Source organism: Acinetobacter venetianus RAG-1 = CIP 110063, assembly GCF_000368585.1.
Taxonomy (GTDB): domain Bacteria; phylum Pseudomonadota; class Gammaproteobacteria; order Pseudomonadales; family Moraxellaceae; genus Acinetobacter; species Acinetobacter venetianus.
In genome coordinates, this window is record NZ_KB849558.1 from 292,538 (window position 1) to 305,581 (window position 13,044).

At 38.0% G+C, this 13,044-nt stretch carries 13 protein-coding genes; 2 read left to right on the forward strand and 11 right to left on the reverse strand.

The window, feature by feature from the left end; translation table 11 throughout:
* Positions 1-200: 200 nt before the first annotated feature.
* Both F959_RS06845 and gloB read right to left on the reverse strand, forming a co-directional pair.
* On the reverse strand, positions 201-407 hold the full coding sequence (locus F959_RS06845) for a hypothetical protein (protein WP_004878555.1): 207 nt from the start codon (positions 405-407) through the stop codon (positions 201-203).
* A 296-nt stretch (positions 408-703) separates the two neighbouring features.
* Positions 704-1,435, reverse strand: a complete 732-nt coding sequence (gene gloB / locus F959_RS06850; RefSeq protein WP_004878556.1) for a hydroxyacylglutathione hydrolase — start codon at positions 1,433-1,435, stop codon at positions 704-706.
* Positions 1,436-1,804: 369 nt separating this feature from the next.
* On the opposite strand from gloB, the gene F959_RS06855 reads away from it, so the two are divergent.
* Complete coding sequence (locus tag F959_RS06855; RefSeq protein ID WP_004878558.1) at positions 1,805-2,791, forward strand: hypothetical protein; 987 nt, start codon at positions 1,805-1,807, stop codon at positions 2,789-2,791.
* Entirely contained in the window at positions 2,785-3,651 is an 867-nt protein-coding gene (locus F959_RS06860) for an arginase family protein (protein WP_004878559.1), read from the forward strand. Before F959_RS06855 ends, F959_RS06860 begins: the two co-directional genes overlap by 7 nt.
* Before the next feature lie 53 nt (positions 3,652-3,704).
* Here the strand turns inward: F959_RS06860 and F959_RS06865 are convergent, their stop codons facing one another.
* From F959_RS06865 to F959_RS06905, 9 genes are all read right to left on the reverse strand, one after another.
* Positions 3,705-4,400 (reverse strand): methionine ABC transporter permease, encoded by a 696-nt coding sequence (locus F959_RS06865; protein ID WP_004878561.1) that lies wholly within the window; start codon positions 4,398-4,400, stop codon positions 3,705-3,707.
* On the reverse strand, positions 4,397-5,422 hold the full coding sequence (locus F959_RS06870) for a methionine ABC transporter ATP-binding protein (RefSeq protein WP_004878564.1): 1,026 nt from the start codon (positions 5,420-5,422) through the stop codon (positions 4,397-4,399). The genes F959_RS06865 and F959_RS06870 overlap by 4 nt, the downstream gene beginning before the upstream one ends.
* A 70-nt stretch (positions 5,423-5,492) precedes the next feature.
* Positions 5,493-6,368 carry a MetQ/NlpA family ABC transporter substrate-binding protein gene (locus F959_RS06875; protein WP_004878566.1) on the reverse strand — a complete coding sequence of 292 codons (876 nt, stop codon included), beginning with the start codon at positions 6,366-6,368 and terminating at the stop codon, positions 5,493-5,495.
* Between the two features lie 599 nt (positions 6,369-6,967).
* Positions 6,968-8,254: a phosphoribosylamine--glycine ligase gene (gene purD / locus F959_RS06880; RefSeq protein WP_004878568.1), complete on the reverse strand. Its 1,287-nt coding sequence runs from the start codon at positions 8,252-8,254 to the stop codon at positions 6,968-6,970.
* Positions 8,255-8,358: 104 nt separating this feature from the next.
* Complete coding sequence (purH, locus tag F959_RS06885; RefSeq protein ID WP_004878570.1) at positions 8,359-9,933, reverse strand: bifunctional phosphoribosylaminoimidazolecarboxamide formyltransferase/IMP cyclohydrolase; 1,575 nt, start codon at positions 9,931-9,933, stop codon at positions 8,359-8,361.
* A 74-nt stretch (positions 9,934-10,007) separates the two neighbouring features.
* Entirely contained in the window at positions 10,008-10,277 is a 270-nt protein-coding gene (fis, locus tag F959_RS06890) for a DNA-binding transcriptional regulator Fis (RefSeq protein ID WP_001086304.1), read from the reverse strand.
* 375 nt (positions 10,278-10,652) lie between these two features.
* Complete coding sequence (locus tag F959_RS06895; protein WP_004878574.1) at positions 10,653-11,516, reverse strand: DUF3426 domain-containing protein; 864 nt, start codon at positions 11,514-11,516, stop codon at positions 10,653-10,655.
* Positions 11,517-11,530: 14 nt separating this feature from the next.
* Positions 11,531-12,436 (reverse strand): 50S ribosomal protein L11 methyltransferase, encoded by a 906-nt coding sequence (prmA, locus tag F959_RS06900; RefSeq protein ID WP_004878576.1) that lies wholly within the window; start codon positions 12,434-12,436, stop codon positions 11,531-11,533.
* Between the two features lie 175 nt (positions 12,437-12,611).
* Entirely contained in the window at positions 12,612-13,001 is a 390-nt protein-coding gene (locus F959_RS06905) for a hypothetical protein (protein ID WP_004878577.1), read from the reverse strand.
* Positions 13,002-13,044: the final 43 nt, after the last annotated feature.

The window sequence follows — 13,044 nt, forward strand, 5'->3', positions numbered from 1 at the left end:
ATCTTTAGTGCCGATCACTTGTCGCAGCATCCCTCGACTAGGGCAATATAATACTTGGAAATCACTTTTGTTCCAATGTTATTTTTATGACAGATGGTCAGAAAATGAAAGATTGAGGAGGGGGAAAGATAAAAGAAAAATTGTTAATCGTATTTTAGGGTTTCTTATCCTTTTGAAACCCTAATCAGCAAAATTTACCATTATGCTTTTAAATGATCTTCGAATTCTTCGCCAAGTTGCATGGCTAAAGCATTACCAGAAAGATCACAAGTCACCAAACCATATTCTTTTTTAAAACTAAAAGTAAAGCCACGATTGTCTGCTAAGTTTTTAACTGAATATCCTAATTTCTCTAACCAAATACGAAAAGCGACTAAATTCTTTGCTTTAACAACTCTGTTTTTCATAGCAGAACTCCTTGTGAACTTGTAATTATTAATAAGGGTGTCTTGAAAATTTTTAAAGGGGTGATGCATATATTTATTTTTCGGCTTGTAAATATTGTAAAACTGAAGTAATCAAAAAAGATTGGTTTAAAAATTAGATTTTATATGTACTTGTATTTTAATTATAAAATTAACGTTGGTCGCAAAATAAGCAATTGCTATTGTTAAGTTTTTCGTATTTTAAGATGTAAAAAATAATTTCATTTTTCACTTTATTGCTAAAGTGAAAAATGAGTACCCAGCGAGGAAGTTCTTGTTTAGAGCTGATCTTTTAAACTGCGAATTCGAGCAAAGTCTTCAGCACTTTCTGTACGCAGGAAAGGGTTAGTTTCTAGCTCTAATTCAATTGTACTTGGCAGTGTGATTTGCCCCGCATCTCTCAGTGCTTGAACTTCTCTAAAGCGTTCTTGCAACGCGACATTATGTGGTTCAACGGTTAAGGCAAACTCGGCATTCGCTAATGTATATTCATGTGTACAGTACACTTTGGTTTGAATAGGCAAAGCTGCGAGCCGATTGAGTGAATGATACATTTGCTCGGCAGTCCCTTCGAATAAACGACCACAACCCATCGCAAATAGTGTATCTCCACAGAATAAGCTGTCGATTTCTTCAATAAAATAGGTGATATGACCGAGAGTATGACCAGGGGTTGCAATAATCTCAATTTTGAGATGATTAAAGTGGAAATGATCATTGTTTTGCAATGGATTTGAAATTAAAGATATTTTACTTAGCTCATCACGAGGGCCATAAACGGGAATATTTTGATCTGCCAATAAGCCTGAAACTCCATCCGTATGATCGCGATGCCAATGTGTCAGCCATATTTGCTTTAACTGTAATTGCTGTTCGGCGCAGAACTGTGTCACAAGATGTGCCTCAGTAGGATCAATGACGACAACTTCTTTGGTATGCGTATCTTCCAATAACCAAATATAATTTTTTAAGGCGTTTTTAACGTCAATTGCATGAATTTTATAATGCATAGCCGAATCCTAAATCTTTGTTTCAAGAGGTTATTGTGCGGCCAATTGTGAAATTTAACCGATTGTATTAGTTTAAGTGTAAAAGATTCATAGTGCAAAAGCTGTAGGAGTTCGATGTGTTTTACTGACTTTTTAGGGCAGTATATGACGACTGAAATCAGCCATTATCTTTATGGTTGACAAGTGTAGTATTTTGAATAAAGATGATATAAAAGGTTTATAAGTTAATGATTTACATTCACCTTGACTCGAATAACAGATATTTAATTTAAGCTAAATAATTTAAAAGATTACAGTGAATAAGATAAGTATAGAGTGAATGCATAAGATCGAATGTAGGGAAATCATAAGAAGAAAGCGAGGGAAGTTATGTCTGATTTGGTAGATCATGAAGTTGTTGTTATCTTCAAAAAATATTTACACCCTTTGTCTGCCAAGCTTACCGAAATGTTGAATGAGCACTTTAGTCACCAAACTGAGCGTCGGGGCTGTGGTTATACTCAAGCAACACGGGTGATTGCAGAATTTGTTTCTCAACCGCGTGATCTGATCGGTTTTCAAGACTTTAGAATTTTTGAAGAATATGAAACCAAGGGTTTAAAGAATATTTTAAATCAAGCTTCTTTATATGGTTTGGAGCTAGGAACTTGGCGCAATTTGGACACCAATCCAGAGGTGAAAACTTGCCTAGGAAAACTCAATTCGCAAGAAACGTTTGCACAAAATTTAAAGCAGGAAGTTGATTTTCAAGCGACTTTAAGAACCTTGTATCAACATGCTGAACTTGAAGAAAGTATTTTAATTTGTCAGTTACTCGCGGATATTATTCTCCCGCAAGATGCTAAAAATTTAGAAATGATTGAGTGTGAGTCTTTGGAGGAAAAGCCAAAAGTAGGCTCATGTCCAATGGCGGAAAAATTCTTCTTACGTATTGCACATCATCGGTTACTCAGACAAGGTGAAATCAATATCTTTGTAGATGAGCAAGACCAGCCTATTATGATGGAAAAGATGAATATGGGTGACAATCACTCCTGTATCAGCTTAGTGCCGTTAATGATGAATGGGGTAAGGTTACCTGCAGGGAGTCTATTTTCTGCAAATTATGATTTAGATCACTTGGACAAACATCAGAATCAGCAATACAAAGGTTATGTCATTCCTATTTCACAAATGAACGGTTTTTGGTTTTTACGGTTAACCACTTTAGCTGTTTCTCCGCAAAATCGTGCGCGTGCATTTGGTTATCATTTTAAACAGCAAGTGGATAATGGGTTGTTCCGACCAGATACAACTGAGTTGAGCCAACTCATGGAAATTGCTCAAGATCAAATATGCGTAGGACATCCATGCTAAAAGCTTGTTATTCTCCGCGCTATTATGCCCAAACGCATACCAACAGCATGGAAAAATTGACCGCAGTTGCGGATGTACTGTATGAAAATAAAATGGTTGAGCTCATTGATCCTGGAATGATTGATGTAGAAATTTTAAAGAAATTGCACAATCCGCAATATGTTGAAGCTTTTATCTCAGGTGAATCTGCTTTTGCCACGGTGCAAGGATTTAAACCTTGGAATACGCAATTACGTGATGCGATTTTATCCGTTCAGGCGGGGCAGTTATTGGGAGCGGAAATCGCATTAAAAGAGGGTATTGCTGCAAATATTGCACAGGGCTTTCATCATGCAAGTTATGAGTCAGGCGCTGCATATTGCACATTCAATGGTTTAGCGCTGGTAGCAAAGCAACTCCCTGAAAAAAGAATCTTTATTTTGGATTGCGATCAGCATGGTGGCGATGGTACAGCAATATTTACCAACCGAATGACCAATCTAGTCAACTTTGGGATTTTTGGTATCCGTTTCGGCTGTAAAGCGAATGAACGCAGTCTGACCCGATATATTCATCCAAAACAAGGTAATTTTGATCTCTATCGAGAAGCGATCTTTGAAGCGTTTAATTATGCTTCCCGTTGGGAGGCGGATCTTATAATTTATCAAGCAGGAATGGATTGTCATCAACTGGATAAATATGGTTCTAAATGGTTTACAACAGAGTTGTTGTTTGAACGAGATCGATTGGTTTTTGAAATGGCAAAAAAAATGAAAATTCCGATGTTGTTTGTATTGGCGGGGGGATATCAGGAGCTTGAGGATTTAGTTCCATTGCATGTCAATACATTCAAGGCTGCGAACGAAATCTACTTTCCATAGGAAATTAAAATGTAAAAAGCACTCAAACAAGAGTGCTTTTTGATTGAGCTTGGTTAACGTAATTTGGCTAACCAATCTCCAAGCATTTGAACCATTTGTACCAAAAGTAATAAAACAATAACTGTTAAAATCACAACACTAGTATCGAAGCGTTGATAGCCATAAGAAATTGCCAAATCACCAATACCACCTGCACCGACTGCTCCCGCCATCGCTGTTGCACCGATAAGAGAAATCGTACCAGTCGTTAAGTTCAGGATCAGAGAACTACGAGCTTCGGGGATAATAAACTTAAAAATGATTTGCCAAGGCGATGCACCCATTGCTTGAGCGGATTCAACAATACCTTCATTTACTTCAAGTAAAGAAGTTTCAATCAAACGACCGAGATAAGGACCAACATAAATCGTTAACGGTACAATCGCGGCCCATGTTCCAATCGATGTGCCTACGATCATTTTGGTTAATGGAATGACTGCAATCAGTAAAATAATGAAAGGCAATGAACGCAGCGCATTCACAATTGGATTGAGAAAATAATAAACCGCGCGATTCTGTAAAATACCACCACTGCGTGTTACGACTAATGTAATGCCTTGGATCATTCCCCAAATACAACCAAACAACAATGAGAAGAACACCATTTGAAATGTTTCTTGTAAAGCTGTTACGAATTGATCTATTGACAGTGAGCTATGCCAAAATGGTGCTGTGACTTCTGTTAGCCATTGTACGATGAAGTCTCTCATTGGCTTACTCCAGATTGTTCAACTTTAACGCCTTGCTGTTCAAGGAATTTAATTGCTTCCTGAATAATATTTGGATCACCTAAGAGCTGAATAAACATCTGGCCAATAACAGTTCCGTTAATTTCAGTCATATTGGCAAAAAGAATATTGAGGCTTAAATCAAATTGTTTAATCACCGCTTGAATAACGGTTTCTTGAGCTGAAGTTCCTAAGAACTGGAGGTTATAGATACTCTTATGATGCTTATGCTCAAGGTTATTTAGAATATTGACAGGGAGTTGTTGCTGTAACACAGTCTGAATAAATGTTTTAGTCGTTGGATGTTGGGGCTGGCTAAAGATATCGAGTGTTGAACCTGTTTCAATCACATGACCTGATTCCATTACTGCGACATAATCACACACTGACTCGATTACATCCATTTCATGTGTCACCATCACAATGGTGATGTTTTGCTCTTGGTTGATTTTTTTTAATAAGGCTAAAACAGATTTGGTCGTTTGTGGGTCAAGCGCAGACGTTGCTTCATCACAGAGTAGAATTTTAGGATGATTGGCAAGCGCACGAGCAATACCTACACGTTGCTTTTGACCTCCTGATAATTCATCAGGGTAGGCATCTTTCTTATGTTTTAAATCGATAAAATCTAATAATTCTGCTAAGCGCTTTTCACGCTCAATCTTACTATGCCCAAGTAATTTAAGCGGCATTTCAATATTTTCAGAGACAGTCTTTGTTTGCAATAAATTGAAGTGCTGAAAGATCATGCCGATATTTGCACGTTCTTGACGAAGTGTACGCGCATCCATAGCAGTAAAGTCTTTTTGATTAATAATGACTTGTCCCTGTGATGGACGCTCTAGCAAATTAATCAAACGAATTAACGTACTTTTACCTGCACCACTATAGCCAATAATCCCAAAGATACTACCTTCAGGAATTTTTAAATTAATTTGGTCTAACGCATTAATCGTCTGACCCTTTAGCTGATAGTGTTTCGAAATGTTTTTAAATTGGATCATGTTCGTCAATACTAAGCAAAAAAGAAAAAACAGGCAAAGTCACTTTGCCTGTTTCGTTGAGAAGATTATATTACGAATTTGCTTCTGTGAGATAGCTTGTTGGTTTGTTCACGTCAACCTTAGTACCAGCAAAATGTTCTTGTACATATTGCTTAACAGCTTCGGTGTGATACAACGCACCAACCTTTTGCAATACAGCATCATCTTTACGTGATTCTGCCGTTGCTAAAACGTTCACATTTAATTTTGTGCTTTGATCGATTGGTTCGTAGAAGATTGCATCTTTAAGAACGTTTAAACCACCTTCCATTGCAAGCGTATTACCTAACAAGATTGCATCCACTTCGTCTTTAACACGAACAGCAGTTGCCATTTGAATTGGCTTAATTACGATTTTCTTGCTGTTTTCAATGATGTCAGCAGGTGTGCCTTTTACAGGGTCGAAATCAGCTTTTAATTTGATTAAGCCAGCACTTTGTAAAAGTAATAAAGCACGTGATTCATTTGCACCATCATTTGGAATCGCAATCGTTGCGCCTTCAGCAAACTCTTCAACTTTTTTCACTTTGCTTGAGTAGATACCCATTGGCTCTAAGTAAGTTGTTGAAACAGGTGCAATCTTATCTTTATTTGCCGCATTGAAAGCAACAAGATATGCATATGATTGGAATGCATTTAAATCAACTTCTTTGTTTGCAACCGCGGTATTCATTGCAACATAGTCTGTGAAGTTTTTAATTTCTAATTTAACGCCAGCAGCTTTGGTTTCAGGTAATGTTGCGATATAGCGCCAAATGTCTGCATCAGAACCAGTAGAAGCAATTACAACAGTTTGCAACGCGCCAGCATCACCTTTTTGTTCACTCGATGCTGTATCTGGTTGTTTGCTGCACGCTGCAAGCAATAACACAGATACACTTAAAAAAAGACCAATCAGCTTTTTCATGTATAAATCCTAATCGAAATAATGTTGAGAATGTTCGTATTTCTCTAGCATTAGTGATTGCAATAATTTTGTATGTTGCAAATTAGCATCATGCATAAACATTCATGTGAATTGCTTTTAAAATCTGCGTCTTGCAACATTATAAAAATAGATGAATATTCATGTTCAAATTTAATACAATTTATTTGAACAATGAAACCTTCATATTATTTTCATCATCAAATTTGGATCTAGCTGTAATTCAATCCCTAAACTACAATGTCTTAATTATTTGAAATAAATGAAAAAGATCATTGGTTTAACAAAAAAACAACATCTAAAATTTGGGCAATCATACCAATAATTTACATAAGGTTATAGGGGCGTAAATTGAACTAAAGCGTATAAGAGTATGATTATTTGAGGGAAATTGCATTCATAGTAAATATAAATGGATGATAGTTTTATAAATTTTTCAGAAAAGATATTGAGCTGAATCAGTGGAATAATGAATATATATTTTTCTGAATTTTATATCTAAATAATGAATATAGAATTTATTTTTATGCATTTTCAGGAATAAAAAAAGCCTTCCGTAGAAGGCCTCTTTAGAGAATGGCTTATTCAGCTTTTTCACGTGCAATTGCACGATAGCCGATGTCGCTACGGTATTGCATACCCGTGAATGTCACTTGACCACATACTTCTAGCGCATTAATTTGGGCTTCGAGCACAGTATCACCTAATGCTGTGACGCAAAGTACACGTCCACCCGCAGTAATGATATGACCATCTTCGGTGGTTGCTGTGCCAGCATGGAAGATTTTTGTATCTTCAGGAGATTGTCCGATACCAGAAATCACATCACCTTTACGTACAGTTTCAGGATAACCTTCAGCCGCAAGTACGATCCCAATTGATTTGCGTTCATCCCATTCAGCTTCGCTCGGTAAGTTACCATCAATACCAGCTTCAACTAAATCAACAAGAGATGATTTTAAACGCATCATAATCGGTTGGGTTTCAGGATCACCAAAACGACAGTTAAACTCGATCACACGAGGTTGACCTTGTTCATCAATCATTAAGCCTGCGTATAAGAAACCAGTGTAAACATGACCATCAGCAGCCATGCCTTCAACAGTTGGACGCATAACTTCATTCATGACACGCTCGAAAACGTCAGCAGTTACAACAGGAGCAGGGGAATAAGCACCCATACCACCTGTATTTGGACCCTGATCACCTTCAAAGATACGCTTGTGATCTTGTGAGGTTGCCATTGGAAGAATATTTTTACCATCAATCATGCAGATAAAACTTGCTTCTTCACCAGCAAGGAACTGTTCGATCACAACACGAGAACCTGCATCACCAAACTTGTTACCTGCAAGCATGTCATCAATTGCAGCAAAAGCTTCTTCGTTGGTCATTGCAACGATAACGCCTTTACCTGCCGCGAGACCATCAGCTTTAATAACAATTGGCGCGCCATTTTGTTCTACATAGGCTTTAGCTGCATCTACTTCTGTAAATACATCATAAAAAGCGGTTGGAATGTTATGGCGTTTTAAGAAATGCTTAGCAAATGCTTTTGAACCCTCAAGCTGCGCAGCATATTGAGTTGGACCCCAAATTTTAACACCCGCTACACGAGCAGCATCAACAACGCCATTGACTAACGGTGCTTCTGGACCAACAATCACCAGTGCAACATCATTGGCTTTAGCAAAATCAATGATCGCTGGGTTGTTTAAAATATCAAGGTCAACATTTTCACATTTGTCTTCTGTTGCTGTGCCTGCATTACCCGGCGCAACAAAAATTTTAGCCACTTTCTGATCTTGTGCGATTTTCCATGCAAGTGCATGTTCACGGCCACCGCTACCCAAAACTAAAATATTCATTATTAAGTTATTTCCCTTTTCCGTATTTAAGAATATACCTGTTAAGAATAAAAAAGTCCCTCTAATGCGACTAAGGCATCGCAGAAAAGAGGGACTTCGGGGTATTAATGACGGAAGTGACGCATACCCGTGAATACCATTGCAATACCAGCTTCGTCAGCTGCTGCAATTGTTTCTTCGTCACGCATAGAACCACCCGGTTGGATGATACATTTGATACCTGCTTTTGCAGCATTATCAATACCATCACGGAATGGGAAGAATGCGTCAGATGCCATTACTGCGCCTTCAACCACTAAACCAGCATGTTCTGCTTTGATTGCGGCAATACGAGCAGAGTTCACGCGGCTCATTTGACCTGCACCAACACCGATTGTTTGACGGTTTTTCGCATAAACAATTGCATTTGATTTCACGTATTTTGCAACTTTCCAAGCAAAGATAAGGTCATCAATTTCTTGTTCAGTTGGCGCACGCTTAGTTACAACCTTAAGGTCGTCTTTCGTGATCATGCCTAAGTCTTGGTCTTGAACCAACAAACCGCCATTTACACGTTTATAGTCAAGTTGTGGAGCACGAGCGTCAATTGCTGGAAGGTCGCCACACACCATCACACGGACATTCTTTTTCGCGCCTGTGATTTCAAGTACGCCATCAGCAATGCTTGGTGCGATGATCACTTCAACGAATTGACGATCGACAATGGCTTGTGCAGTTGCAGTATCTAATTCGCGGTTAAATGCAATGATGCCACCAAATGCAGATTCTGGATCAGTTGCATAAGCAAGATCGTAAGCGGCTTTAATGCCGTCTAATGAAACTGCAACACCACATGGGTTTGCATGTTTTACAATCACACACGCAGGCTTCGCAAATGATTTCACACATTCAAGTGCTGCATCAGTATCTGCAATATTGTTATAAGAGAGTTCTTTACCTTGTAATTGCTTCGCAGTAGAAACAGATGCTTCTTTTGCATTTTCTTCTACATAGAATGCTGCATTTTGGTGAGGATTTTCACCGTAACGTAAATCTTGTGCTTTATTCAATTGAGTATTGAAAGTACGAGGGAATAAGTCAGCTTCACCTTCAACTTTACCAACACGTGCACCTAGGTAAGACGCAATCATGCCATCGTATTGAGCAGTGTGTTCAAATGCTTTAACAGCTAAATCGAAACGCGTTTCGTATGACAATGAACCATTTGCTTTTAATTCAGCAATGACGCTGTCATAGTCAGATGCATTTACGATAATACCCACAGAAGCATGGTTTTTCGCGGCTGCACGAACCATTGTTGGGCCACCGATATCAATATTTTCGATTGCATCAGCAAGAGAGCAGTTTGGTTTTGCAACAGTTGCAGCAAATGGATAAAGATTCACAATCACAAGATCAATCGGATCAATGTTGTGTTCTTGCATCACAGCTTCGTCCAGACCACGACGAGCTAAGATGCCACCATGAATTTTGGGATGAAGTGTTTTTACACGACCATCCATCATTTCTGGGAAACCTGTATGTTCTGAAACTTCTACTACGGCGATGTTGTTGTCTTTAAGCAACTTATATGTGCCGCCTGTAGATAGGATTTCCACCCCAAGAGCTACAAGGTTTTGAGCAAATTCAACGATTCCAGTTTTGTCGGAGACAGAGATTAAAGCACGTTTGATAGTCATGATTTTAGTCAACAATTTGAAGTCTACAGATTAAGCATAAAAAAATGCCCACGAGAACGTGAGCATTTTATCAATTATTCACTCATTAAACCGTGAGCTTTTAACTTTTTACGTAAAGTTCCACGGTTAAGGCCTAAAATCTCAGCGGCACGTGTTTGGTTGCCACGAGTATATTCTAAGACCACAGATAAAAGAGGTTTCTCCATTTCTGCTAAAACCATGTCATAAACTTGAGATGGTTGCTCACCTTGCAATTGTGCAAAATAATGACGAACTGCGCGATCTACATGGATGCGAAGAGCGACATCAGATTGAGCCGTAAAAATAGGAGATTTGCTATTCATGCGTGTTAATCCGAAAAATCAAATATCGCTTGGGTAAAGCGATATATAAATGTGGTCTAAATTACTGAGCCCTGTTTTAGATCCTAAAACAGTGACTCTAAAACAAAAGGACTATTAGCTTGCCACAATTCCTCGATTTGTGTAAAAAATAAGCGTAACAATAGTTAAATATTTGTTACCGCCTACTTTCAAAAACAAAAAAACCAACAATGCGCTTATGGGATAGAAGCACAGTTCGTTTAACGATTTTATTGTCTATAAATAACGAGGAGTATGTAGGTCAAAGCATTCGTGGCGCGTATCATACCACTGTCTGTGAAAAAGTGAGCAAATTAACTGCACTTTTTTTTGTTTTTTTGTCACTTTTTTATGCTTTTAGGGCTGTACAATTTCTAAACTATAGTCATCAAAGCTATTTTTGCTTTTTGGAATGGTAAATTCGAATCTAAAAGGACTGTTTGATGGAATACGTTGAATCATTTTTAGACTGTCTACAAGATAGTCTTGTGGCTTCAATGTGATGTCGGTGATGGTTTCACCCTTTTCTTTTAGAACAACTTTAATAGAAGGAATCAAAATGCTGTTTTCATGGTGATTGATTAGCACGCCAGAAAACTTGGTTTCATCTTTGCTGATACGTTTTACTTTCACTTTTTCAAAACTGAGATACTTATATTGTTCATCTAAAGTTTTGCAGGTCAAAATACCGCATGCATAATTGAAAATTCGATTCAATGCTGGGCTTTCATGCATAAGCTTTGGATTGAACCACAATATTTGAAAAGCAAATACAAGAATTAAAACAATATTGCCGATTCCCCATAAAGAGTAATAAAGCCATCCGTGTTGTTTGGTATTTGGCTCGTGCTCTATTAATAAGGCATCTTCCGAAAGATTTAGGTTAGGAAGGGCTGTAACGGGTTCGGTATTAAAGTAATTTAAGTTATTTAAATAAGTCAGTAAGTCGATATTTGAGTTTTCAATTTTTTGATCAAAAATACTCAAGATCTGCATTTGCTTTTCTGCAAATGAGCTGTCTGGTTGTATTGATGAAAAGAGTGAACGGTTCGTAGTGCTAGGAACCGTTTCATTCGCCTCTGAATCTAAAAGATTGGTCAATGCATTGAAGTTGATCATGCATTTTGGGCAACAAACCATACCCTGAGCAACGCTGAGTTGTGAAAGGGTCACTTTGTACACAGTTGAACATTTGGGGCAGCGGGTCTGTTTTTCACTCATAAGAAAAAGTATTCTCAAATTGTTGTTTTGCGTTTTCCTGAAATGCGACACCAGTTTTCTTCACGCTTTTCGATGTCTAATATATCAAAAAACTCAGAGTAAACACTAGAAACATCAGCAACTTGCTCTTCGATTACACCTGCAAGTGCGAACTCTCCCTCACTTTTGATTAAAGTTGAGAATTCAGGCGCTAGTGCCATTAGTGGTGCAGCTAAAATATTTGCTACTAACACATCAGCTTGTTGTTGATTAAACTCCTGATCAAACTCTTCAGGTAGACCAACGTAAAGGCGATCAAGTACGCCATTTAATTCTGCATTTTGTTTTGTTGCCAACACAGCTTGTGGATCAATATCGGTTGCATAAACTTTTTTAGCACCAAGTAACAATGCTGCAACACCCAAAATACCTGAACCACAACCATAATCGATGACAATTTTGTCTTTAACATCGGTTTTGCCTAACCATTGTAAGCATAAGAAGGTGCTTGCATGGTTACCTGTACCAAATGCTAAACCTGGATCAAGTTTGATGTTTGTCGCGTCTGCTTCAGGTGGTTCTAACCATTCTGGCACGATCCAGTATTTCTCACCGATTTGGATTGGCTCGTAATAATCCATCCAAGCACGTTCCCATACTTGGTTTTCCAAATACTCATGGCGCATTGGAACATCTGGAAGTTGAGCTTTTAAGAAAGCTTCTAATGTATCAACGTCGATTGGATCTTCTTCGTCTTGTTGGTAGATCCCTGTAACGATAACTTTATTCCAAAGAGGGGTTTCGCCTGGTAGTGGTTCAAGTAAAGCCTGATCTTCTGCATCGTCTAAAGTCACACTGACAGCACCTAAAGAAAGAAGCAATGTTTCGGTGAGTTCAACTTGATTTTGATCAATAGTAATATGAATTTGTAGCCAGTTCACAGGAAAACCTAAGAAAATATATTTGCGATTATTGTAATAGATTCATGACCATGAAAGGGACAATAAAATAAGCTGATTACAATTTTAAGGCTATTTTTTTAGAAATTAAGCTATCTATGTATTCAAAATCCATAAAAAAGGATGCATTTAAGCATCCTTTTTTGAAAATATAAGTTTATGGAGCAGTTTGATCCATATCACCAGATGGTGCCATCATTGCTGGTGGTTGCTGCATCATTTGATGTTGCATTGGTGCCTGCATCGGCGCACTTACTGGGCGAGGTGCGGATTGTGTTTCTGAAATCTTGCTTTGCGTTTCAGGCATTGCATTACTTGCGGGCATTGGTGGTTGGAATACTAATTTACCAGCGTCATTTGGTTGACAAACACCATTGAAAATCACACCTTTTTGAGCAAAAGAAACCATATCACCTTGTTTCTTGCTCTTACATACTTGCACATACTTTTGAGCGAGTTGGTCTGTGTTTGATTTGGTATTTGCATGTGCCGCTACTGTGAAACATAAGCCACAAATTAGCGATGATAATAAAAGCTTAGTGTTCATATCATTTTCCTAAAGTATTTGTTATGCATTATCTAGAATAAGA